A 22,938-nucleotide genomic window follows, 5' to 3' on the forward strand; every position below is an offset into this window, starting at 1 on the left:
CCACTTTCTGATCGCGCGGCCCGCCACCTCCTCCCCCACCACAGCCGAGGTGAACCCGGGCTCCCCTCCGCCGGTGCCGCGCGCCCACCCCCACACCAGGAGAGGAACCCCATGACCGCACGCACCAGCCGCCGGCTCCCCCGCCTGCGCGCGACGCTCGCCACCGCCGTCGCCGCCGGGCTCGGCACCGCGCTGCTCGGCGCCCTGCCGGCGGCGGCCGCCGGCGAGCCGCTCGCCGTGCAGTACCGCAACGGCGGCAGCGGCACCGCCCAGGCCTCGCCGTGGCTGAAGGTCGTCAACACCGGCTCCGCGCCGGTCGCCCTGGACCAGGTCAAGCTGCGCTACTACTTCCGCTCCGACTCCCCCTTCGCCGCGTACCGCTTCGCGTGCGACTGGGCCGTCCGGGGCTGCGCCAACGTCACCGGCACCATCGGCGCCATCAGCGAGCCGGGCGCGGCCGCCGACCGCTACCTGGAGATCGGCTTCACCGCGGGCGCCGGCACACTGGCCCCCGGGGCCGACAGCGGAGACCTGCAGCTGCGCGTCCACCGCACCGACTGGCAGGTCATGGACCAGGGCGACGACTACTCCTTCGGCGCCGCGCAGAGCGGGTACGCGAACTGGGCCAAGGTCACCGCCACCGTCGCCGGGGTCCAGGTCTGGGGCACCGCCCCCACCAAGCCGCCCGTCCCGGCCGGCCCGGTGCTCTTCGACGACTTCGACTACACCGGCCACGACGACCCGGCGCTCGCCGCCCACGGCTGGAACGCGCGCTCCGGCGGCGGCGGGCCCGGTGTGGCCGGTGCCACCTGGGCGCCCGAGAACGTCACCTTCGCCAAGGAGGCCGGCAACTCGGTGATGACCCTGCGGACGTCCACCGCCGGGACCGCCGAGTCCACCCGGCAGAGCGAGTTCCACAGCCAGGCCATGAAGTTCCGCTACGGCACCTACGCCGCCCGGGTCCGCTTCTCCGACGCCCCGGTGAGCGGCCCCGACGGCGACCACCTGGTCCAGAGCTTCTTCGCGATCAACGACCTCAAGGCCCCCAACGCCGACGACTACTCCGAGTACGACTTCGAGTACCTCCCCAACGGCGGCTGGGGCGAGCCCTCGAACATCTTCTTCGCCACCTCGTGGGAGACCTACGGCCCCCAGGGCAACGACAACCAGTACACCGTCTCCCGGGCCTCCTTCGCCGGCTGGCACGACCTCGCCCTGACCATCGACGACAGCGGCATCGTGTACTACGTCGACGGGGTCGAGTTCGCCCGCCACGACACCCGCTACCTCCCCGAGCGGCCGATGGTGATCGCCTTCAACCAGTGGCTCACCGACCTCGCGGGCCAGACCGGCACCGCGGCCCGCAGCTACGAGGAGCAGGTGGACTACGTACTGCACGTCAAGGACCGGGTGCTGACGCCCGCCCAGGTCGGTGCCGCCGTCGCCGCCTACCGCGCCGCCGGGACGACCTTCACCGACACCGTGCCCGCGCCCTGATCCCGACCCCGTGCGGTACCCGGCCGCCCCACTGGCGGCCGGGTACCGCGGGGGCGCTCGGGGCGTGTGCGAAGCGAACCGGGGGCGCTCGGCGCTTCGTCCACGACCGCAGGACCGCGAGCAGTACGGCGGACAGGTGGCGGCCGGTGCCTGCGGGGCCCCCGGCGGAACGGGTGACGGCCGGGGAAAACCGCAGGCCGGAGGGGTCCGGCCGGAGAACCCCGCCGGCAAACCCGCGCACGGGAGCCCGGCGCTCACCACCCGCACCACGGGGCGCCCCCGTCCCACCCTTGGCCCCGGCCGCCGGGATCCGCACGATCTCCTGTGTCCGAGGCTCCGGCACCCGAGGCTCCGGTGTCCGACGCCCACCCCCCACCGCGGCAATGGGTAGTGGCCCCCATTGATCCCCGCACCGTTCCGGAGGTCCGCTGGACACCGGCCCGCCGCCGCACTCCCCCACCCGTCACAGCGAGCAAGGCCAGGTGAACGGCATGCACGACCCCCACGAACCGGTGTACCGGCCGGTCCGGCGGTCCGCGATGTACCTGCGGTGCCGCCCGTACGACCCGCACGAGGCCGACTACGTGCGCTGCGCCATGGAACAGCTGGCCCAGCGCCTCGGGCTGCCCTACCCGGACGTCTACGCCGACCACGGTCTGAGCACCCGCGGCCCGCTGCCGGCCCTGGCGAGCCTGCTGACGGCCGCCGAACGCGGCTGGCTGGACGTGGTGCTGGTACCGGGCCCGTTCGTGTTCTCGCTCGACGACCGAACGGCGGCGGACACCGTCCGGCGCCTCGCCAGGGCGGGTTGCGAGGTCGTCGAGGCACCGGGCCGGGTGGTCCGCCCGACCGGTCCGCTGCTGGACCTCCCCGGTCAGCTGCGCGACGCCCCCGGCCGCCGGCACCTCGCCACTGCGGGCGCCCCGGCGCCGCTCCCCGACACCGGTCCGGTGGCCTACGGCGCGGTCTGAGGCGGGGTCCGCGGCCCCGTGCCCCGGACCCCGCCCGACGCGGGCGGGCCGGGCGCGGGCATCATGGAGGCATGCCCGTACAGCTTCCCTCCGCTCCCGGCCGGGCCCGGTGCCGATGAACCGGCCACCGGTACCGGACGCGCCCGAGGGGCGCGCCTTCGTCGGACGGATCCGGGAGCTCGCCCGGCTGACCGAGGGGCTGGCGCACCCGCCGGCCGTGCTGCTCGTCGAGGGCGAGGCCGGCGCCGGCAAGTCACGACTGGTCGCCGAGGCGCTGCGGGCAGTGAACACGACGGCCCCCGGCAGGACGGCCCCCGGCAGGACGGCCCGCGCCAGGACGGCCCCCGGCGCGAAGGAACGCGCCGTGCTCGTCGGCCGCTGCCACCCGCTGCGCGAGCCGGAGCCCTTCGGCCCCGTCGTGGACGCCCTGCGGGACGCCGCCGGGCTGCTGCCCCCGCCCGACGCGCTGCCGCCCAGCACCGGGGCGCTGCGCCGGGTGCTGCCGGACCTCGCCGACCGGCTGCCCCCCGCGCCGCCCGAGGGCGGCGAACTGCTGTCCGCCCGGCGGCTGCTGGCCCAGGGCGTGCGGGCGCTGCTGGCGGCGCTGGACGATCCGGTGCTGGTGGTCGAGGACGTGCAGTGGGCCGACGACGCGACCCTCGACCTCCTGCTGCGGCTGGCCCGCGACCTGCCGCCCCGGCTCGCCCTGGTGGTCACCTACCGCCCCGAGGACCTGCCGCCCGGCACGCCGCCGCCCACCGCCGCCCACGGCGGCGCGCCCGCCGTCGGCCTGGTGCGGCTGGGCCCGCTGGACCTGACGGAGGTCGCGGAGCTGGCCCGCGCCGCGCTCGGCCCGGCGGCCACCGCCGAGGTCGCCCGGGTGCTGCACGAGCGCGGCCGGGGCCTGCCGCTGGCCGTCGCGGAGGACCTGCGGGCCCTGACGGACCGCCCGCTGCCCCGGCGGGCGGCCGACCTGACGGCCGCGCTGACGAACGCCGAGGTCCCGCGCGGGATGGTCGACGCCGCGGCCTGGCGCCTCGCCCGGCTCGGCGCGGACGGCGCGGCCGTCGTGGCCGCCGCCGCCGTGCTCGCGGTGCCCGCCGACGAGGACCTGCTCACCGCCGTCGCCGGGCTGGACGCCGCAACCGGTGCGCGGGGCCTGGCCGAGGCGCTGCACACGGCCGTCCTGGAGGAGACCTCACCCGACCGGTACGCCTTCCGCCACCCGGCGGTCGGCCGGGTCGCCCTGCGGCGGATCCCCGGGCCCGGGCGCCGGGTGCTGCACCGGCGGGCGGTCGCCGCGCTGGAGACCCTCGAGCCCCGGCCGCTCGCCCGGATCGCCGAGCACACCCTGGCCATGGGCGACCGCGCGGCCTGGCAGGACCTCGCGCAGGCCGCCGCCGACCAGGCCGTCGCGCTGGGCGACCCGGGCGGCGCCCGGCGGATGCTGCGCGGCCTGCTGGACGAGCCAGACCTCGACCCGCCCCGGCGCGGCCGGGCCGCCCTGGCGCTGGCCCGGCTCGCGGCCGACGACGTCGACCCGGCGGCCAGCGTGCAGGTGCTCAGCGGCATGGTCGCCGACCCCCGGCTGCCGGTCGCCGACCGCGGCGAGATCCGGCTCGCGCTCGGCTTCCTGACGGCCGTGCACAGCGGCAACCGGGCCGGCTTCGGCCGGATCCGCGAGTCGCTGGACGAGCTGGAGGAGCGCCCCGTCCGGGCGGCCCGGGCCATGGTCGCGATCGCCATGGACGAGCGCGACGGCGCGGGCCGGCACGCCTGGGAGTGGCTCGCCCGGGCGGACCGGCTGCTGGCGGACCACCCCGACGAGGACGTGGCCGCCGCGGTCCGGGCCACCTCGCTGACCTTCCAGGCCCGGGCCGGCGACCCGGCGGTCTGGGCCCGGCTGGACGACCTGCCGCGCGCCTCCGAGAGCCCCGAGGTGATGCGGCAGACCACCAGGGCGCTGTACAACACGGGCGAGATCGCCATCGAGCTCGGCTACGACACGCGGGCCGCGGACCTGCTGACGGAGAGCCGGCGGCTGGCCCGGCTGACGGGCATCCCGTACCTGGAGTGCTACAGCCGGCTGGCACTGATCCGGCTGGACATGCTGGCCGGGCGCTGGGACGGGGTGGAGCAGCGCTTCGCCGCGCTGGGGGCGGAGTTCGACGACCTGGCGATGGCCGGGGCCGAGCGCTCGCTGCTGTTCGGGCGGCTCGCGGCGGGCCGGGGCCGGCTGGCGCTGGCCCGGGAGGAGTTCGCGATCGCCGCCCGGTTCGGGCAGCGCGAGTCGCAGGTGACCGTCGCGCTGCGGGCCGCCGCCGGGCTCGGGGGCCTGCAGCTGCTTGAGGGCGACAGCGCCGGGGCCGCCGCGACGGTCGGCCCGGCGCTGGCCACCGCGCGACAGGCCGGCGCGTGGGCGCGCACCGCCGAGCTGCTGCCGGTCGCGGTGGCGGCGCTGCTGGCGACGGGCGGGCGGGACGAGGCCGAGGCCGTCACCGAGGAGGCGGCCGAGGCGCTCGCCGACCGGGGCGCGCCCGCCGTGTCGGCGGCGCTGGACCAGGCCCGGGGGCTGCTGCTGGCGGCGGCCGGCGAGCCGTGCGCGGTGGACGCGTTCACCCGGGCCCGCGACCGCTGGCAGGACATCGGGCGGCCGTACGAGGCGGCACGGGCGGACGAGCGGATCGCCGCCGCGCTGGCCGCCGTCGACCGGGCCCGGGCGGCGGAGCGGATGGCGGCCGCCGAGCGGGTCTACCTCGACCTGGGGGCGACCACCGACACCGCCAGGTGCCGCAAGCTGCGCCGGGACCTGGATCTCGGCGGGATCGGCTCGCCGGGGCGCCGGGGTTACGGCAAGCAGCTGTCGCCGCGCGAGCGGCAGGTCGCGGAGCTGCTCGCGCAGGGCACCGCCAACCAGGACATCGCCCAGGCGCTCTTCCTGTCACCGCGCACGGTGGAGCATCATGTGGCGAACGTGCTGCACAAGCTGGGCACCAGCCGGGCCGGGACGGCTCAGGCGCTGGCCCGGGCCGACGCCGAGGACGCGGCGGACGGCGGTCCCGGCTGATCCGGGCGGGTGCCCTCATCGTTCCCGCGGAGCGATAGGTAGTCACCCGCATTGATCCGGCCCGTCCGGACGGGTTCCCTGGTGGTCACCGGCGAGCGAGCGGGGCAGCCGCTCCCCGACCTGGAGGGATCCACGAGATGAGTGCACGTCACCACGCGCCCAGCGCGACCGCCGTCCCGGCGACGGACGGCCCGGACCCGGCCGGGTCCACCGTCCGGATCTCCCCGTCCCCCCGCAAGGCCGGGAACCATCCGCTGGCCCTGGTCCGGCTGGCCCGGCTGAGCCGCTCCGGTCCCGCGCACTGGGTGCACTGACGGTCCACCGCGGGCGCACCGAACGCGCCGGTCCCCGGAGCTGCCGCGTGCGGGCGGCGGCGGCCGGGGACCGGCTGATCATGGATGGACGAACGGCCCTGCCCGGGCGAGCGGGCAGGGCCGTTCGCCGTGCCGGGGCTGTCCGGGTCAGCAGCCGGACGGCACGGTGATGGTGGCGGTGGCGGGCGGCCAGCCCCACTCGGTGGTCTCCAGCGAGGCCGTGGCGCTCGACCCGCACGGCACGGTGACGGTGAGCCGGCCCACCGCGACGCCGCTGCGGTCCACCAGGACGCTGGGCGTGATGGTGCCGAGCGTGCCACCGCCGACCAGCGAGGCGGTCAGCCGGTAGGGGACCGTCCGGGCGGTCCAGCCGAGGCTGCCGGGCGAGGTCTGGCCGTAGAAGGTGACCTGGTCGCCACTGACGGTGGCGCAGATGTCGTTGACCACCACGCCCCGGTAGCCGGTGACGCAGGTGCCCGGGCCGGCCGGGGAGGAGTCGGCGGTGACGCCCTGGGCGGCGGCGCCGGTGGCCCCGGCGGCGATCAGGACGGCGCTGGTGGCGAGGGTGGCGAGGAGCCGGTTCATCGGGTGATTCCCGTTCATGGGTAGGGACGACGGCGTGAAGCCATGTGACATTTCACGCTTCACACCTCACATGCTGGCATCGATTGAGGCGGAATTCCTAATTCCACCCTGCCTTTTGAAGCCAGATACCGAATCCAGCCTTCTTATGACCGAATCCCGTCTTCGGCTGGCGCTTCATGGCACCCGGTTTCCGCGCATGAACACTTCATTGCGACCGTTGCCCGGGCGGTGCGCCGCCGCGCAGGATGAACCGGCCCGGCCGCGCGGACGAACGCGCGGCGGACGGGCGGCCGACAGGAGGCGATCGTCGTCGTGTCCGTGCAGCAACTCCATCTCGCCGTACGCCCGCCCGGCGTCGGCGGGCCCATCACACCCGCCCCGCTCGACCGGCTGGCCCGGCTGGCCCGGGCCGCCGAGCGGGGCAGGTTCGACTTCCTGCTCCTCACCGAAACCGCGCCGCCCGCGCCGCCCGGGCCCGAGGTCCTGACCGCCCTGAGCGCCCTGGCCGCCGCCACCACGCGGCTCGGACTCGCCGCCGGCCTCGGCCCGGCCGCCCATCAGCCCTACGAACTGGCCCGGCGGCTGGCCTCGCTCGACCACCTCAGCGAGGGCCGCGCGGCCTGGAGCGTGACGACCGGCCCGGACGGCGCCGCCGCCGCGGGCGGCCTCCGGCACGGCAGCCCGCCGCCGGAGGCCGACCGGGACGCCCACGCCGCCGAGTTCCTGCGCGCCGCCCGGACGCTGTGGGACAGCTGGGCGGAGGACGACGTCCCGGCCGACCAGGCCGACGGCGCCTTCGTGCGACCCGGCGCGGGCGCCTTCGCCCACCGGGGAACGCACTTCGACCTCTCCGGCCGCTTCACCACGCCGCGCGCACCGCAGGGCCACCCGGTCGTCGTCCGGACCGTCACCGCCCCGCAGGACCTGGCCTCGGCGGCCGCCGACGCCGACGTGCTGGTCGTCCCGTACACCGGCCTCGCCGAGGCCCGGGAGCTGCGCCGCGACCTCGCCGACCGGCTCGCCGCCCACGGCCGGTCCCCCCGGGACCTGAGGGTGCTCACCGCCGTCACCCCCGCACTCGCCGACGCCCCCGGCGCCGACGCCCCCGCTACGGACGTCCCCGCCGACGTCGCGGGCACACCCGACCAGGTGGCCGCCACGCTCGCCGCGTACGTCCGCGGCGGCGGCTCGGACGGCTTCCTGCTCACCCCGCGCCCGGACCCCGACACGCTGGACACGCTGGACGCGTTCGTCGACCGGGTGGTGCCGCTGCTCCAGGCGGAGGGCCTGCACCGCACCGAGTACCCGGGCCCCACCCTCCGCGACCACCTCGGGCTCGCCCAGGCCCGCCGACCGAGCCGGGAGGCCACCGCATGACCAGCCCCTCCGCACCCCGATCCGGCGGCGGTCTCCCCCCGCTGCACCTCGCCGTCGCCCTGGACGGCGCCGGCTGGCACCCGGCCGCCTGGCGCGCCGAGGGCGCCCGGCCCGGCGAGCTGTTCACCGCCGGATACTGGGCCGACCTGGTGACCGAGGCCGAGCGGGGCCTGCTCGACCTGGTCACCTTCGAGGACGCCCTCGCCGTACAGTCCGTGGGCCTGCAAGGGCCCGACAACCGCACCGACCAGGTGCGCGGCCGGCTCGACGCCGTCCTGATCGCCGGCCGGGTCGCCCCGCTGACCTCCCGGATCGGCCTGGTGCCCACCACCAACGTCACCCACACCGAGCCGCTCCACCTGGCCGCCGCCCTCGCCACCCTCGACCACGCCGCCCCCGGCCGGGCCGGCTGGCGTCCGCAGGTCTCCGCCCGCTCCGACGACGCCGCCCACTTCGGCCGCCCCGCCCCGGCCACCCTGACGCCGGCCGACCTCGCCTCGCCCGACACCATCTCCGCCCGCCTCGCCCCGATCTTCGACGACGCCGCCGAGGTCCTGGCCACCGTCCGCCGGCTCTGGGCCGAGCGCGGGCACGCCCTCCCCGTCACCGTCCTCGCCCACGCCCGCATCCCGTACGAACTGGCGGCCAAGGGCGGCGACGTCGCCTACGTCACCCCGCACTCCCCCGACGACACGGCGGCCGTCCTCGCCGCGGTCGCGGCCGCCGCCACCGCCGTCGCCCGGCCCGCCGACCGCCCGCTCAAGGTCCTCGCCGACCTGGTGGTCCTCCTCGACGACCGCCCGGGCGAGGCCGCCCGCCACAAGGACCGGCTGGACGAGCTCGACGGCGCCCCGCTCACCTCCGACGCCGAGGTCTTCGCCGGCACCCCCGCCGAACTCGCCGACCTCCTGCTCTCCTGGCGCACCGTCGAAGCCGACGGCCTGCGCCTGGACGGCTTCCGGCTGCGCCCCGCCCGCCTCCCGCACGACCTGCTGGCGATCACCCGCGGACTCGTCCCCGAACTCCAACGCCGCGGCGCCTTCCGCACCGCCTACACCACCGCCACCCTCGCCGACCACCTCGCCCTGCCTACCCCTGCCACCACCCGCACCTGACGCCGGTTCACCGAGCTCGGACCGAAGGCTCGGCCCCGGGGCGACGGAGGGCCCCGGGATCAGGTCCACGCGAGCAGCAGGACGCTGCCCAGGGCCAGGAGCACGCCGAGGTGCTGCACCGGGCAGATCCGCTCCTTGCGGACGACGCGGGCGAGGAGCACCGTGCCGACCGGGTAGCGGGAGGCCGGCAGTCCGAGGGCCCGTCCTCAGACCCCCGCCCGCCGGGTGGGGGTCTGAGGACGGGCCCTCGTCCTATGGCGGTCAGGGGGCCGTCGCGCACGGCAGCCCGGAGGGTCAGCCCCGCCCGACAGCCGTCGCAAGCCGTCCTCGGCATCCGTACGCCCGGCGGCCGTACCCACGAGGCCGGGCAAGTCGCGGACGGAGAACGGAGACCGGGCCATTGCTGGTCGGCGAGAGGGCGGGATAGCTTCGTTCCTGTACCACCCGTCATACACCTGCCCTGGCGTCACTCTGCCCTCGGGCGGGTCCTGCACCCCGGATGATGTGGAGACCCCATGGCTCGACGACGTGCCTTACTGCGGCTCGGCCCGGCCGTACCGATCGTGCTGTCGCTGACCGCCTCGCTCGGATTCCTCCCCACGGCGGCCTCGGCAGCGCCGCAGGTTCGGCCCACCGCGCAGGCCGAGGACGCGCAGCCCCTGTCCTACGTCGTCAACACCGCGACCGACCGTCGCACGATCGCAGCGGTCCAGCAGGCCGTCACCTCGGCCGGCGGCACCATCGTCGTCAGCTACGACAGGATCGGCGTCATCGTCGCCCACTCGGCGAACCCCGACTTCGGCGAGCGGCTGCGCGCGGTACGCGGAGTGCAGTCGGCGGGCGCCACCCGGACCTCGCCGCTGAGCACGGTGGGGGCGACCGGCGAGGGTCCGGTCCAGTACCTGACGGAAGCAGAGGCCGCGAAGCTCGCGAAGGCGTCCGGCGGCGGAACCGAACCCCTGGAGGCCGAGCAGTGGGCCCTGCGGACGATCGGCGCGGACAAAGCCGCGCGGATCAACCCGGGCAGCAGGGACGTCACGGTCGCCGTGATAGACACCGGCGTCGACGACACCCACCCGGACCTCTCCGCGAACTTCTCGCCCTCGCAGTCCGCGAACTGCGCCGGCGGCAAGGCCGACACCACCTACGGCTCCTGGCGGCCGGCGGACCCGGCCTACTTCCACGGCACGCACGTGGCGGGCTCGATAGCCGCGGCCCGCAACGGCATCGGCATCGCGGGCGTGGCGCCCGGGGTCAGGGTCGCCGGCATCACGGTCGCCCAGCCCACCCCGCGCCAGCTGATATACGCCGAGAGCGTCGTCTGCGCCTTCGTGTTCGCCGCCGACCACGATGTGCAGATCACCAACAACAGCTACTACGTGGACCCGTGGCAGTACAACTGCCTGGACGACCCCGACCAGAAGGCCATCGTCGACGCGGTCAACCGCGCCCAGCTCTACGCTCAGCGCAAGGGCACCCTCAACATCGCCGGGGCCGGCAACTCCAACCACGACCTGGCCTCCGACGCCATCGCCGACGGTCGCAGCCCCAACGACTCCACCCCGGCCGACCGGACGATCGACCCGCACAGGTGCTTGGACCTGCCCGCGCAACTGCCCGGCGTCGTCACGGTCAGCGCGACCAGCGCCAAGAACACGAAGTCGTACTACTCCAACTACGGCCTCGGTGTGATCGACGTCGCGGCGCCGGGCGGCGACCGGTACCAGCCCTCGGACGCGCCGTCCGGACACCCGGGCGTCCTGTCGACGCTGCCGGGCAACCAGTACGGCTACGAGCAGGGCACGTCCATGGCCACTCCGCACGCCTCAGGTGTGGCCGCACTGCTCAAGTCCGCCCACCCGCAGGCGACACCGGAGCAGTTGCAGGCACTGCTCAAGGCCCAGGCCGACAACCCCGGATGCCCGGCCGACCCGTACGACGGGAACGGCGACGGCGTCGTGGACGCCGCCTGCGCGGGCGGCAGGCGCGTCAACGGCTTCTACGGCTTCGGCATCGTCAACGCGCTGCGCGCAGTCCGGTAGCCGCACCGCACGCGCAGGTCCCACTGCGGCGGTCGCCCCGGGACAACCCCGGTCCCGACCCCTGGACGAGGCGCCCCCGGCCATCGCGGACGGGGGCGCTTCGGCATGCGGTCTCGACCTGACCGCCCAGGGCCTCACCTTCGACCCCACCCGCCCCGTCCTCGAACACCACCGCCCCGACCTCCTCGCCCGGCAGACCGTCGAGTTGCTCGCCCGGGAGACCGGGCGGGACGCCCGGACGGTGCTGGTCCGGCCGGAACTGGTCGAGGTCGCCTTCGACGGCCTCCAGCGCAGCCCTTGCTGCCCCGCCGGACCGGCCCGGCGGGGCAGCCCCCGCTACCCCGCCGGGCAGCCTCCGCTACCCCGCCGGGCCGGCCCGGCGGTTCGCCCGGGTGCTGCGCTACCGGCCGGACAAGAGCGCCGCCGAGGGCGAAACAGTGGCCTCCGCAAGGGAGTTGGCCACCGCCGAAGGCTTGTGAGGCCGTCCGCGCGGCCGGGTCCGCCGACCCCTCCGGCGAAGTACCGCGGGTTGAAACGCATTGCGCCGCAACGAGGTTCACACGCAGGGACCGAATCAGCCATTCTCGATCCGGCCACCGCACCCCTCCGTGAACGGAGCAGCGATGGCTAGGTTGACCATGACAACGAGAGGCGGCCGCCAGGCAGTCGGCGCCGCCCTGGCGAAAGGTGCCCGACATGCAGGTGAGCGTCGACCGGGACCGTTGCTGCAGCTCCGGCATGTGCGTCACGAACGCCCCCGCGGTCTTCGACCAGGACGACCGTGACAGTCTCGTGAGGCTCCGTCAGACCGTCTTGCTGCCCGAGCAGTTCGACGACGTCAGACTCGCCTCCGAGCTCTGCCCGGGCCGGGCGATCACCGTCACCGGGGACGAGCCCGCGCGGACCGGGGCCTGACGGACCCCGCCGCCGATCCCGCAGGCCGCCGGGCCCCTTCCCGGGTCCCGAACCCCCACGAGAACACCCGCGACGTGAGGAAACCCCCGCTTTGACCACCGCACCCACCACCCCCGTCCTCCCACTGCCGGCCCGGCACTCCGGCGGCTGCCCGTTCGGCCCGCCGCCCGCGTACTCCGAGGCCGCCGCCACCGGGCCGGTGACCAGGGCCGAGCTGCCCGACGGCGACCTCTGCTGGCTGGTCACCGGCTTCGCCGAGGTCCGCACCGTGCTGTCCGACCGCCGCTTCAGTGCCGACATACGCCACCCGGCCTTCCCGCTGCTGGTCGCCGGCGCTCGCGAGCTGATCACCGACAATCCGGACTTCCTGCGGCTCGACGACCCCGAGCACGCCCGCCAGCGCCGCATGCTCACCGGGGAATTCCTGGTCAAGCGGGTGGAGGCGCTGCGCCCGGAGATCCAGCGGATCGTGGACGAGGCACTGGACCGGATGACCGCGGGCCGGACCACGGCCGACCTGGTCACCGACTTCGCGCTGCCGGTGCCCTCGCTGGTGATCTGCCTGCTGCTCGGCGTGCCGTACGAGGACCACGACCGCTTCCAGAGCCTGAGCCGCACGATGCTCAACCAGGAGAGCACCGTGGAGCAGCTCCGGGAGGCCCAGGAGGAGGTCCATGGCTACCTGCGCGACCTGACGGCCCGCAAGCGCGCACAGCCGTCGGACGACGTCCTCAGCCGACTCGCGGCGCGGGACGACCTGACCCCGGACGACGCGGCCGCCATGGGCGTGCTGCTGCTGATCGCCGGGCACGAGACGACCGCGAACATGATCTCGCTGTCGACCGCGCTGCTGCTGGAGAACCCCGAGCAGATCCCCGGCCTGGCCGACCCGGCCACCCTGCCGGGCGCGGTGGAGGAGCTGTTGCGACTGCTCACCATCGTGCACACCGGCCTGCCCCGGGTGGCGCTGGAGGACGTGGAGCTGGGCGGCGTCACCGTCCGGGCCGGGGAGGGCGTGATGGCGATGCTCTCCACCGCCAACCGGGACGAGGCGGTGTTCGGCGGCGCCGGCCATCGGGCGACGGACGAGCTGGACCTGTACCGGGACGCCCGGCGGCACCTGGCGTTCGGCTTCGGCGTGCACCAGTGCCTGGGCCAGCCGCTGGCCCGCGCGGAACTCCAGATCGCCCTGGAGACGCTGTTCCGCCGGCTGCCGGGTCTGCGGCCGGCCGGCGAGCTCGGGTTCCGCACCGAGTCGTTCATCTACGGGATGCGGTCGCTGCCCGTGACCTGGTGAGCGGGGCCCAATGGAGAACTCCCACGCCTCCTCGGAACCACCGCGCGGCCCATCTCCGAGCCGGTGGCCGGGTTCGGCGGGCAGCCCGTATGGCCGGCCGGGCCCACCTGGCCGGTGGACCCGGCCACCGGGCGCCCACTGGTGTCCATCGGGCAGTTCCCGATCCCCGGTGACGACTCGGTTCTTCCGGGAGCGCACCTGATCGGCCCGGCCGGGCCGATCAGGTCGCCGGCGCGGGCGGGCCTCCAGGACGACGGTCACGTCGGCAGAAGCCACACGTGGTGGTCCTCCAGCGCCCCGCGTCGTTCCGGGAGACACGCCGCACCCGGACGCCCGACCTCGTCCCGTGCTCCCCTGCCCGTTCAGCGCCATGAGTGACGGATCCTCACGCGGCCGTACCCCACGGCCCCGGAGATCCGGATCGTCGGACCGCCCGGGCGGGGGCTCGACGGAGGCCGGTAGCGCAGGTCCTTCCACCCCGTCTGCAGAGCGTCGAGGTCGACGACCGCGTCGCGGGGCACCGTGATCCTGGCGCTGCCGGTGCCGAGTTGCAGCTCGATGTCGACCACCGGGTGCTCGATCACGGCCCGGGACAGGTCCAGGTGGACCCGTCCGAACGCGGACGCCACGGTGAGGAACCGCGGCACCCGCCACGCGCCGCGCCGCGCGATCCGTCCGCCGGCGGCGCCGATCGTGGCGGTGGTCTCCGCCGGCGGCGCCGGGAGCGAGGACAGGACGGTCGCCAGGTCGCCGCGCGTCCTGGCGGTGAGCACGTGGTGGAGGCGATCGTCCATCTCCTCGTGCGAGAGGTGCCCTTCGGCGTACGCCCCCTGCACGCGCCGTACCGCGGTGTCGCGGTCGCCCTCGCCCAGTGCCGCCGCGAGGTCCTCCGGTTGAGAAGTCACCGCTCCACCCTACCGGCGTCCCCGCGACCGGCGGCAGCCCGTGGAACGGAGGGCGGCCGTGATCACCGTGCCCGGCAAGCGGGTTGTCGCCGGCACGGGCCGTCGGGGCGTCAGCCGATCTGGATGGCGGCGACCCTCGGCGGGCGGTTGGGGAAGGTGATGTCGTGCCAGCGCTCGATCCGCACCGAGTCGCCGTTGACGTCGAAGTAGGTCAGGTCGTTGTTGCCGGTGGAGATCCGGTCGACCCACCACCCGCCGAAGTCCGTCCTTCCCCCGTTGGCGTAGCAGTCGACGCTGTCGCGGCCGTCGAGGTGCGACCAGATCTTCAGGAAGTCGTTGCGGCCCCCGTCGCACTGGACGTGGTCGATGGCGTAGGCGCTGCCGCCCGGCACGCCGAGGGTCAACGCGGCGGCCGCCGCGAACGTCACGACCGTGGACCAGACGGCCCTCGTGCTCTTCGAGATCACAGGTTCTCCTTCTCCCGGGAAGGTCGGTGCAAGGCCCGGCCACGGCACGGCACTTGGGCCGGCGACCGGGAGCCCCAAGCTAGCGACTCCGTGTCCCCCGGACGGCCGCAACACTCCGGGTCCGAACGGCGCAGGCGCAGCTTCACCCGTTCGTGGAGCCCGCCGCTGACGGAGGAGCCGACGGGCGGTGATCGGTAGGGTGGCGGGGTGACTGAACCCGGGCGGTGCGCGCTGCTGTTCCTGGACGTCGACGGGCCACTCATCCCGTTCGGCGGGCCCGGCCCGTACCCCACCTACGGGCGGGCCGACGGGAATCCGCTGCTGGCCAGGATCGATCCCGCGCACGGACCCCGGCTGGCCGCGCTGCCGTGCGAAGTCGTCTGGGCGACCACGTGGGAGAACGTATCACCCTTGCACCTTGTTCCCGACCTGCGGAAACGTCCCGAGGTGCAAGGGGCCACGACCTCGCCGTGGCACCTCACACCTCGGTGACAGCCCCCGCCTGGTTTGCCCGGCGGGCCCGTGCGGCTGCGCGGGCTGCCTCTTCTCGGCTACGTAGGGGGGTCTTCCAGGCGTCGAAGAGGATTTCCATGCGGCGGCGGGTGACGCCGTAGTACGCCATGAGGGTGGAGAGCGAGGTACCGCCCTTGTAGAGCCGGGTGGCCTCCTCGCGGTCCACGGCGGGGTCGCTGTCCACCGGGCCCTTGGTGGCTCCCCAGCTCCGCAGCCATTTGGCCATGGTGGCCTCCGACACCCCGTGGCTTTGGGCGAGCACGATCACCGGGGTTCGGGTCGCGTACGCGGTGATCAGGTCGGTGCGGGCCTTACCGGTGGGCTCGGGGATCTTGGGTGGCACGGGGGTCCGTTCGGGCGTGGAGGGCCCGCCCTCGTGCGGTGCTGTGGTCACGTACGGGGGCAGGGCCGGTCTGCGAGGTCAGGGCATCGTCGTTCGATACCGAAGAGGGATGGGCTCCCACGGCAAGGGGGCGGGGCGCAGGCCGGTCGCTTCCTCAAGCGGCCCGACGTGGTGCCCGGCCTTGAGCATCTGGTCTCGAAGCCACTTGGGGTCGCAGTCGTACACCGTCGCGATCCGTCTGACGCCGATACCGGAGTCGTACCGCTGCGCGATGGCCGGCAGTGCGGCGATCACAAGGGCTTTGATCATCGCCTGGCGGTCTGGTGGGGTGCTGGCCCACATGGCTACTCCTGGTGACGTCGAGAGGGCCCCCGTTCGGTGACAGCGGGGGGCAGTCACCGAACGGGGGCTTGCCCGCCGCTGGGGGTTGAGGGCGGCGGGGGTTCGAGATGGTCAGGGACGCGGGACCGGCCGATGCTCGGTCCGGGTGGTCTCCCCGTCGGAGTCTGTGGTGTGAAGCACGACCGGCACGTCGTCGGGGATGCTCAAGGACGTGCGCACATGTTCGGCGACGACCTCTTCGAAGTGTCTGTCCAGGTCGTCCACCGTGACGAAGGGGCAGTCCGGGACCCCTTCGATCTCCAGCTCGTAGCCTTCGGCAGGGACGACTTCGACGTTGACCTCGCGTGGCGTTGGCGGATCAGGCACCGTCGCTCTTCTCCTACCGAGGGACCGATGGCAGGGGCTTGACCGTGCGGGACGCCTGGTCACGGGCGCGAAAGCCGAAGCTGATGAGGGTGACGTTCTCTCCGGCGCTCAGGGGCGTCCGGCCGTGGGGCGTGAACACGCCGTCGAACACGACGCAGTCACCCACGGGGAGGTCACAGGCGAGGTAGCCGTCGGCGTTGATGAAGACGGTGGAGCTGGCCGTGGAGGAATCGGCGGGGCGCTCGTGTTTGAGGCAGAGGATGAGGTTGGCGTCACCGAAGCCGGTCTCGTCCAGGTGGAAGTCGAGGAACTGCCCTTCCTCCCGGTACTCGATGTAGACGGCGGTGTGGGGCTGTTCGACGTCAAGGCCGGTGGACCGCGAGACGACGGCGGCGAGGTCGACGTGTCCGGCGAAGCTGTTCGCGATGTCGCCGACGGCGGCGTTCCACTTGCCGTTGTGGACGTACCCGTCGGTGGCTACGGCCTTCTCGGCCTCCCCGGCCATGGCGGCGATCAGCTCGGCGGGGAACGACTGGTCGCGCAGGTGGCGCAGGTGTCGGGGGTGCACGCATTGGTGCGCGGTGAGTCCGGCGACGGCGTTCCGGAGGGTCGGGAAGTCCTCGGCCCATCGGCCCGGCGTTCGGGCCGTCGTGCGCGACTGGAGCCACGCGGTCCACCGACCGCTCCAGCCAGGTGGGACCGTACCGCCTGCCGCCGGTCCGTCGGCCTGGCCGGTCAGCAGCGCCACCCGGTCGAGGGCGGCCTGCGTGGACTCGATCAGTCCGGTGTCGCCCTTGGCGATCCGCAGCCGCAGGGCTTCTTGCAGGAGGGCCTGGGCGTCCGTGAGCTCGCCGCGCTCCATGAGGTGTTTGCCGGTGTGCTGGAGTGCGTAGTCGAGGAGTTCCGGGTGCCGGCTTCGCGCGGTGGTCAGGGCGCTGCGGTAGAGCGCGTCCGCGGCCTGTACGTCACCGGCGTAGCGGTGGGCGTCGCCGAGGTTGAGGCTGGTGGCGACGACGGCCCGGGTGTTGCCGGTGGAGGCGGCGAGGTCGAGCGACTGCCGGAGGAATTCGCGGGCCTCGTCGTGGTGGCCCAGGCTCATCTGGCCGATGCCGATCCATCTGGTCAGGAGTCGGGTGCGGGCGGGGTCGGCCCCTTGGGGCAGGGCCCGCAGTTCGTCGTGGAGCCGGTCGACTGCGGCGGTCAGTTCGTCGCGGTCGGTGGGGACCATGCGCAGGGTGTCGTCGTGGGTGATGAGGTGGTCGAGCACGGGAGCTTCCCTCGTTCGGTTCGTCGCGGCGTGGCGCTACAGCTGGTCGGTCTGGTGGCGCAGGTCGGCCAGCAGGTCCCGGCCGTGGTCCGAGAAGTACTCACCGCGGAGTTCGAGTTGACGCATGAGGTAGCGAACGGCGGGCAGGCCCTCGTCGTGGGCGGCCTGGAAGTTCGCCCGCTCGTCGGCGGTCAGGTCGTTGCGGGCCAGTTCGACCTCGCGGAAGCGGATCAACTGGTTGTAGACGCAGGTGGCGTGGAAGACCCGGTCGAGCTCCCAGTGCTGGTTGCGGTCCTCCCCCTGGCCGGCGCGCCACTTGATCTCGATCTTCGGGGAGGTCTGGGAGGAGTAGCCGTCGGCGAAGACCTGGTGCTGGAGGACGTGGAAGCTGACCGACTGGTGGGTGGCCTCGTGCAGGATGTTCTCCGCCAGGAAGAGGTGGGACGGCTGCTCGCTGACGGTGTTGGGCGGGATGTGGTGCCGGGCCTTCTCGGAGAAGACGATGACGTACGGCAGTGCCGGGTCGCTGGAGCTGGTCAGCGAGGAGGCGCGCACACCGGCCTTGAGACCCACCCACAGCAGCCCACGGACGAATTCCCGCACCCGGTCGAAGCCCTCGGGGTGAACCAGCGAGAGGTGGTCCAGGGCCCGGGTCAGCGCCTCACGGCGCTCGTCGGTGTGCGGGACGATCTCGTAGCCGGTCAGGTTGATCTCGTGGGCGATCTCGCCCGGCAGCTTCGCGTCGAACCAGTCGAAGCGCGCGCCGGCCACGGTCACGTCGTCGCTACGCAGGGACCGGGCGTGCTCCGCGTAGGGCGTGGCCGACCTCAGCAGTCGTTCCATCAGGACGAACGGCAGGACGCTGTCCGCGCCGACCTCGCGCAGACGGGTCAGGTCCGGGTCCTTCCGGGTGAGGTCGAAGAAGGAGCCGGCGGGGACGTGGGGGGTGATGGCGGTCTTCATGGCGGGCTCTCCTTGGGCGAGGGGGTGTGCGATGTCGAGCGGCGGGTCGGCTCGGATGGCCACCGGGCCGACCCGCCCATGCCGTCAACTAACCGGCATCAGTTCGGGACTGCGGTCAGACCGCGACGCCCACCGAGGTGAACTTGCCGTCCGGGACGGAGTGGTCCAGGCGACGGGTCAGGGACTCGACGCCCGTCGCCGGGGCGAAGTCGCCGTCCGGGACCTGGTGGTCCAGGCGGCGGGTCAGGTTGGTGACCTGCGGGTCACCGGAGTTGAGGGTGGGGGTGCTCACGTGCGTCTCCAATCGGGTTGGCCCCTGCTCGTCCGGGAGTGGGCGGGCAGTGGTGCGGGGTGGTGCGGCCCGGTCCGGCGGAGGGCCCGTTCCGACGGGCCGGGGGCTCATGGGGCGCCCGGGGGCGGTGGGTGGTCAGAAGCGGCCGGAGGCGATCAGCGCCGTCGCCAGCGCTATCAGCGAGAACAGGGCGAGCGTGTAGGCGACGGCGACCGAGAGCGGGGTGGGAGCCCCACGAGCGAAGCGTTCGGCCGCCTCCCGGTAGTCGTCCTGGCCGTCGTCCACGGGTCTACGCCGGCCGCGTCGCGAGCGCGGCCCGCAGCGCGGCGCGGCGCAGGGGCGTTCGGGCTCGGACGATGCAGTCGTGACAGATCATGTGGCACGTACTCCGGGCGTCATCGGGGGCTTGGAGGACCGTGCCCGCGCAAACCAGGGTCTCCCGCTGGCAGGCCCAACAGGTGCCGTCGCGGTAGCCGTCGGGCCGGTCCGTGACGACGTCCGCTTCAGCAACCCGGAGGGTTGGCCGGACGCTCACTCTGCGGCCTCCAAGTCCTCCAGCGGGACCAGCTCCGGGTAAGGGTCGCTGGGGCTGTTCCGGTTCACCCAGGAGCGGCTGGCGAGCTTGCTCGGCGTCTCCACGACGGTGCCCGTCCAGCCGTTGGTGCGGTGCCGAACCGGGTCGCCCTGGACCAGACTGTTCACAGGTGTGCTCTCCATCGGGTCGTGGCGCGCGGGGCGCTGCTTGAGCTGGCAACCGTCAGGCCGATCGGGCCGGCGGACTCGCGCGACGAGCCGTGCACTCCCGGCAGGAGCAGGTGGAGCGCACAGCGGCGATCTGAAGGAGCGTTCCCACGGAGGGGGCGCGACCGGCAGCGTTGGCCGCTCGGTAGTCGTCCAGCGGGTTCCAGCCAGCGGGGAGCCGGTTCAACTCGGACGTCGAGGGCTCGGTCACGACCTCTCGGATCACCCCGGGGGTGGTGCGTTTCGCCATCGCTCTGTCCTCCTTCGCCGTCTGGAATAGATGAATCCAGTGAACGACCCGGGAGTTGTACCGAACCAGAGCAGAAGGTGAGCACCTATCAGGCATAATCAAGGCACTGTCCGGCCTCACCTGGGCCTTTCGATCCGAGCGGAGGCCGTTGTGGCTCCGAGAAGGACGCGACTAGCGCAGCGCCGCAAGGCCCTGGGCTACAGTCAGGAAGCGTTCGCCGAAGCACTGGGAGTGGCGGTCTCCACAGTCACCCGCTGGGAGGCTGGCAGGAACGACCCCCAGGGGTACGTGCACCCCAAGATGGCTACGGCCCTCAAGGTCACCCCTGAGGGGCTGGCGGACCTCCTCGCACCAGAGGTGACAGCCCCTGACCTCTCGGTGGTCTACGCCGCTGCCCCGCCTCTTGGTGATACTGACGATATGAAGCGCCGCGATGTCCTGAGTCTGCTCGCCGTGACTGGTGCGCTCATTGCCCTGCCGGGCTCTGAAGAGCCCCCGACTCGGTCCGGAACGGCTGCGTCCCTGGCAGGTGCCGGGCCGGAGCTCAACTCGCACCTCTGGAAGGTGTTCGTACTCTCTGACTCCAAACAAGCCGTCTACCCAATGGTCAGGCACCAACTAGGTCTCCTGGCCAAGGGGCTGGGAGAAAGCCAGAGCGATGCCTCCCATCGGCAGCTCTGTGCGCTGGTTGGCGACCTGTATCAGCTAGCAGGCGAGATCTTTTTCGATGCCAATCGGTATACAGACGCGGCACACTGCTACACCCTGGCCGCCAGTGCCAGCCGAGAGGCCAGCGCTTTCGACCTGTGGGCTTGTGCACTGACCAGACACGCCTTTGTGGAGCTCTACGAGAAGCGCTTCACCGTCGCTGCTCCGATACTTGCAGCGGCTTCTCAAATCGCCGAACGAGGAGACAGTCAGTTGTCGACTCGGTACTGGGTAGCAGCAGTCCAGGCGGAGGTTCATGCCGGGCTCGGCGATCTCGACGCCACCAAGCGCGCCCTCGATGATGCCGAGCGAGTACACGGCTTGTCCGGACAGCTCCATAACGGCGGCTGGCTCCGATTCGACGGGTCGCGCCTCGCCGAGGAACGCGGGACCTGCTACCTCGCGCTCGGTCGTCCGGACTTGGCGGAGCAAGCACTGACAGCCGCGCTCTCACAACGGCTCTCGCTACGTCGTCGCGGGGCGGTGCTTGCGGAGCTGGCAGCCCTGAGTGCCGAGCGCCGTGATCTCGACAAGACGAGTCACTACACGCGCGCTGCCCTGGAGCTGGTGGACCAAACCGGCTCGGGCTTCATCAGCAGGAAGATGCAGGGTGTCAGGAATCGCCTTGTCCCACTCATGGCCGATGGCCGCGCTTCAGCACTGCACCAGCAGATTTCGGCGCTTGACAGTGCCCCCTTGACGAAGGAGTAACAAATGTCGTCCGATGGGCGAATCTTCCGCGATGCGTGGATCGCGGGTGTTCTGAAGCACTTCCCGGGCGAACCGAAGCCCGGCTATATCGCTCCCTGGGACGAGACCCCGGATTGGGAGCGGGAGTGCGCCGCCGCGGTCTACGGCCAGGTCCGTGACTTCATTGTCGTGAGCGGCGGCAACACATCGAAGCTCACTCGGGAACAGAAGGGCCGGTTCGTGGCGACGTGCTGGATCGCTCAGATCCACAAGCACATCGAGAACCCGAAGCCTGGATATGTCGCAGACTGGAGCGACCTCCCGCCCTGGCAGCAGGAGACTGACGCGGACATCTTCGAGACGATCGAGCACGCGAACTCCTGACGGACCCGACCCTGCCCTGCCCTGCCCACTTTCCCAAAGCCGGAGAGGGGGCGGGCAGGAGGGAGCCGCGGGGGTGGGGCCTGGTGCCAACAGCCCGATCTCGACGCCGTCGGCGAGGAGCTGCTGCAAGGCGGCGTCGACCTGGTGGCGGTAGCGGTGTCGGGAGTGGAAGTGGCCGTTCTCCCGGATCTCGTACGAGTCGTGGGCGAAGTCGGTGGTGTTGAGGGTGACGTCGAGCCGGCGGTCATGGCCGGCACCCGTCACCGTCCAGCGGCTGGCATCCACCGCGGACCACGTCAGGTGGATGTGCGCTCCGGTTCGGGCCCGCTCGGCGCGCTCACGCTTGGCCCGCGCGTCGGCCCGCCGCTGACGTGCGGCGGCCAGCTCGTCCTGGTGCTGCTGCTCGGCCTGCTCGCGACGGCGCAGGAACTCGGCCCGGCTCTGGGCGCCCTGGCGTTCCAGCGCCGCGAGGCGCTGGCAGGCGGCCTCGCGGCGTCGTGCGGCTTCCTGGCCGCCGGGGAGCGGGGGTAGGGCCTGGGGTTCATGGCGGGCGGGCCAGGGCTCCGCGAGGTCGGCTCGGTGGTGCCGCCAGATGCGAAGCATGGCCCGGCCGTCGGGGTGGCCGCCACGTCGCCGCGCTCGTCCTGCTGGAGGAACCCGGCCTTGATGACCAGCTCGACCACGCGGCGGCGTACCCCGCGGCCCTTGGCGTTGGGACGGGCGCCGGCAGGGACGAGGCGGTAGCCGGTGCCGTCCCACCAGCCCCCGGCGTCGGGGTCCTCGCCGGTGACCGCCACGACGAGGCCGTGGACGCGGGTGGTCCAGCCGGACTTCTCGTGCGCTTCGCGGGTGCGCGCGGCGGCGATGAACCGGCGGAACTCGCCCTCGTGGTCGTCGGCGTGGAGGCGGGCTGCGTGGTGGGCATCCAGAGACCGGAAGGCATGGGCATCCGGGAGCTGGGCGGTGGGGGCGTACTGGAGATAGTCACCGTGGCGTTCACCGAATGCCCGTTGGCGGTCGCCATATTACCTCTCCCCCAGAGGGGCTACTGCTGCTCCGATACCCCGATGCCGGGGGTAAAGATCAGCTTGCCATGTTCGAAGCTCTGGACTCTGGTTCCGCTCGTGATGCCCAGGGCCGCATTGCCATCCAACGAGATACGGGGCACCCCGCGCGGGTGGGGCTGACCGACGGCGACTACGCGGTGCTCGACTCCTGGCTGCGGCAGCCGTTCTGACCCACGGCGGGACACCACCCGGTCCGGACGGAAGGACGGTTTCCGGTCAGGGTCCCGCCGGGGCGGGACGGACGTCCTGGGGCGGGAGGTGCCGGTGCGGGGGCGGGCGGGGCGACCGGGGCGGGAGGCACCCGGAGGGGCGGCCTCCGGACCCCGCGCGAAGGGCCGGGCGGCGCGTGCCGCGGGCCTGTGCCGCCGCCCGGCGCGCCCCTACGATGTGAGCGCCGTCGGGCCTGACCCCCGACCCCGTCACTGCCGGCCGATGCCGGGTGGCGCCGGTCCCCTCCCTG

Annotated in this window: 24 protein-coding genes and 2 pseudogenes; 15 read left to right on the forward strand and 11 right to left on the reverse strand. The window is 73.4% G+C overall.

The genetic code is table 11. The features are described from left to right. Positions 1 to 111 precede the first annotated feature (111 nt). From ACFVVU_RS08520 to ACFVVU_RS08535, 4 genes are all read left to right on the forward strand, one after another. The gene (locus ACFVVU_RS08520; protein ID WP_387788796.1) at positions 112 to 1,497 is read left to right on the forward strand and encodes a cellulose binding domain-containing protein; all 1,386 of its coding nucleotides are present in this window, start codon (positions 112 to 114) and stop codon (positions 1,495 to 1,497) included. Positions 1,498 to 1,988: 491 nt separating this feature from the next. Beyond that, a complete protein-coding gene (locus tag ACFVVU_RS08525; protein WP_387788797.1) occupies positions 1,989 to 2,468 on the forward strand; it encodes a hypothetical protein in 480 nt (159 codons plus the stop codon). A 115-nt stretch (positions 2,469 to 2,583) separates the two neighbouring features. Continuing rightward, positions 2,584 to 5,535: an AAA family ATPase gene (locus ACFVVU_RS08530; RefSeq protein WP_387788798.1), complete on the forward strand. Its 2,952-nt coding sequence runs from the start codon at positions 2,584 to 2,586 to the stop codon at positions 5,533 to 5,535. Positions 5,536 to 5,672: 137 nt separating this feature from the next. Continuing rightward, a complete protein-coding gene (locus ACFVVU_RS08535) occupies positions 5,673 to 5,849 on the forward strand; it encodes a hypothetical protein (protein WP_387788799.1) in 177 nt (58 codons plus the stop codon). A 147-nt stretch (positions 5,850 to 5,996) separates the two neighbouring features. On the opposite strand, the gene ACFVVU_RS08540 is transcribed toward ACFVVU_RS08535, so the two are convergent. Beyond that, complete coding sequence (locus ACFVVU_RS08540; RefSeq protein WP_387788800.1) at positions 5,997 to 6,434, reverse strand: hypothetical protein; 438 nt, start codon at positions 6,432 to 6,434, stop codon at positions 5,997 to 5,999. 312 nt (positions 6,435 to 6,746) lie between these two features. On the opposite strand from ACFVVU_RS08540, the gene ACFVVU_RS08545 reads away from it, so the two are divergent. The 5 genes from ACFVVU_RS08545 to ACFVVU_RS08565 all read left to right on the forward strand — a co-directional run bounded on the left by ACFVVU_RS08545 (position 6,747) and on the right by ACFVVU_RS08565 (position 13,180). Next, a complete protein-coding gene (locus ACFVVU_RS08545) occupies positions 6,747 to 7,811 on the forward strand; it encodes an LLM class flavin-dependent oxidoreductase (RefSeq protein WP_387788801.1) in 1,065 nt (354 codons plus the stop codon). Then, on the forward strand, positions 7,808 to 8,926 hold the full coding sequence (locus tag ACFVVU_RS08550; protein ID WP_387788802.1) for an LLM class flavin-dependent oxidoreductase: 1,119 nt from the start codon (positions 7,808 to 7,810) through the stop codon (positions 8,924 to 8,926). Before ACFVVU_RS08545 ends, ACFVVU_RS08550 begins: the two co-directional genes overlap by 4 nt. A gap of 515 nt (positions 8,927 to 9,441) precedes the next feature. Beyond that, positions 9,442 to 10,968: a S8 family serine peptidase gene (locus tag ACFVVU_RS08555; RefSeq protein ID WP_380688531.1), complete on the forward strand. Its 1,527-nt coding sequence runs from the start codon at positions 9,442 to 9,444 to the stop codon at positions 10,966 to 10,968. 696 nt (positions 10,969 to 11,664) lie between these two features. Next, entirely contained in the window at positions 11,665 to 11,883 is a 219-nt protein-coding gene (locus ACFVVU_RS08560) for a ferredoxin (protein ID WP_380451477.1), read from the forward strand. 91 nt (positions 11,884 to 11,974) lie between these two features. Then, positions 11,975 to 13,180 carry a cytochrome P450 gene (locus tag ACFVVU_RS08565; RefSeq protein WP_387788803.1) on the forward strand — a complete coding sequence of 402 codons (1,206 nt, stop codon included), beginning with the start codon at positions 11,975 to 11,977 and terminating at the stop codon, positions 13,178 to 13,180. Positions 13,181 to 13,542: 362 nt separating this feature from the next. On the opposite strand, the gene ACFVVU_RS08570 is transcribed toward ACFVVU_RS08565, so the two are convergent. Continuing rightward, on the reverse strand, positions 13,543 to 14,085 hold the full coding sequence (locus ACFVVU_RS08570) for a DUF1707 domain-containing protein (RefSeq protein ID WP_387788804.1): 543 nt from the start codon (positions 14,083 to 14,085) through the stop codon (positions 13,543 to 13,545). A gap of 110 nt (positions 14,086 to 14,195) precedes the next feature. Beyond that, positions 14,196 to 14,552 (reverse strand): beta/gamma crystallin domain-containing protein, encoded by a 357-nt coding sequence (locus ACFVVU_RS08575; protein ID WP_380688008.1) that lies wholly within the window; start codon positions 14,550 to 14,552, stop codon positions 14,196 to 14,198. A 207-nt stretch (positions 14,553 to 14,759) separates the two neighbouring features. On the opposite strand from ACFVVU_RS08575, the pseudogene ACFVVU_RS08580 reads away from it, so the two are divergent. Continuing rightward, positions 14,760 to 14,978 (forward strand): annotated as a pseudogene (locus ACFVVU_RS08580) (hypothetical protein); the annotation flags it as partial. Positions 14,979 to 15,030: 52 nt separating this feature from the next. On the opposite strand, the gene ACFVVU_RS08585 reads toward ACFVVU_RS08580, so the two are convergent. The 8 genes from ACFVVU_RS08585 to ACFVVU_RS08620 form a co-directional block, all read right to left on the reverse strand. Next, positions 15,031 to 15,408, reverse strand: a complete 378-nt coding sequence (locus ACFVVU_RS08585; protein ID WP_387788805.1) for a hypothetical protein — start codon at positions 15,406 to 15,408, stop codon at positions 15,031 to 15,033. A gap of 78 nt (positions 15,409 to 15,486) precedes the next feature. Then, positions 15,487 to 15,750: a hypothetical protein gene (locus tag ACFVVU_RS08590; protein ID WP_387788806.1), complete on the reverse strand. Its 264-nt coding sequence runs from the start codon at positions 15,748 to 15,750 to the stop codon at positions 15,487 to 15,489. A gap of 111 nt (positions 15,751 to 15,861) precedes the next feature. Continuing rightward, complete coding sequence (locus tag ACFVVU_RS08595) at positions 15,862 to 16,116, reverse strand: hypothetical protein (RefSeq protein ID WP_387788807.1); 255 nt, start codon at positions 16,114 to 16,116, stop codon at positions 15,862 to 15,864. 13 nt (positions 16,117 to 16,129) lie between these two features. After that, positions 16,130 to 17,383 carry a tetratricopeptide repeat protein gene (locus ACFVVU_RS08600; RefSeq protein ID WP_387788808.1) on the reverse strand — a complete coding sequence of 418 codons (1,254 nt, stop codon included), beginning with the start codon at positions 17,381 to 17,383 and terminating at the stop codon, positions 16,130 to 16,132. A gap of 36 nt (positions 17,384 to 17,419) precedes the next feature. After that, a complete protein-coding gene (locus ACFVVU_RS08605; protein ID WP_387788809.1) occupies positions 17,420 to 18,346 on the reverse strand; it encodes a hypothetical protein in 927 nt (308 codons plus the stop codon). A 115-nt stretch (positions 18,347 to 18,461) separates the two neighbouring features. Beyond that, positions 18,462 to 18,638, reverse strand: coding sequence for a hypothetical protein (locus ACFVVU_RS08610; protein WP_387788810.1), 177 nt, complete (start codon positions 18,636 to 18,638; stop codon positions 18,462 to 18,464). Between the two features lie 135 nt (positions 18,639 to 18,773). Beyond that, on the reverse strand, positions 18,774 to 18,923 hold the full coding sequence (locus ACFVVU_RS08615; protein WP_387788811.1) for a hypothetical protein: 150 nt from the start codon (positions 18,921 to 18,923) through the stop codon (positions 18,774 to 18,776). A 246-nt stretch (positions 18,924 to 19,169) separates the two neighbouring features. Then, complete coding sequence (locus ACFVVU_RS08620; RefSeq protein WP_387788812.1) at positions 19,170 to 19,340, reverse strand: hypothetical protein; 171 nt, start codon at positions 19,338 to 19,340, stop codon at positions 19,170 to 19,172. Between the two features lie 439 nt (positions 19,341 to 19,779). On the opposite strand from ACFVVU_RS08620, the pseudogene ACFVVU_RS08625 reads away from it, so the two are divergent. The 5 genes and pseudogenes from ACFVVU_RS08625 to ACFVVU_RS08645 form a co-directional block, all read left to right on the forward strand. Next, a pseudogene (locus ACFVVU_RS08625) lies at positions 19,780 to 19,962 on the forward strand (helix-turn-helix transcriptional regulator); the annotation flags it as partial. Between the two features lie 87 nt (positions 19,963 to 20,049). Further along, entirely contained in the window at positions 20,050 to 21,048 is a 999-nt protein-coding gene (locus tag ACFVVU_RS08630; RefSeq protein ID WP_387788858.1) for a transcriptional regulator, read from the forward strand. Between the two features lie 3 nt (positions 21,049 to 21,051). After that, positions 21,052 to 21,411, forward strand: coding sequence for a hypothetical protein (locus ACFVVU_RS08635; protein ID WP_387788813.1), 360 nt, complete (start codon positions 21,052 to 21,054; stop codon positions 21,409 to 21,411). A gap of 300 nt (positions 21,412 to 21,711) precedes the next feature. Further along, positions 21,712 to 21,942 (forward strand): hypothetical protein, encoded by a 231-nt coding sequence (locus ACFVVU_RS08640; RefSeq protein WP_387788814.1) that lies wholly within the window; start codon positions 21,712 to 21,714, stop codon positions 21,940 to 21,942. Between the two features lie 562 nt (positions 21,943 to 22,504). Beyond that, complete coding sequence (locus tag ACFVVU_RS08645; RefSeq protein WP_387788815.1) at positions 22,505 to 22,648, forward strand: hypothetical protein; 144 nt, start codon at positions 22,505 to 22,507, stop codon at positions 22,646 to 22,648. Positions 22,649 to 22,938: the final 290 nt, after the last annotated feature.

Origin of the sequence: Kitasatospora sp. NPDC057965, assembly GCF_042887135.1 — a bacterium.
GTDB lineage: Bacteria > Actinomycetota > Actinomycetes > Streptomycetales > Streptomycetaceae > Kitasatospora.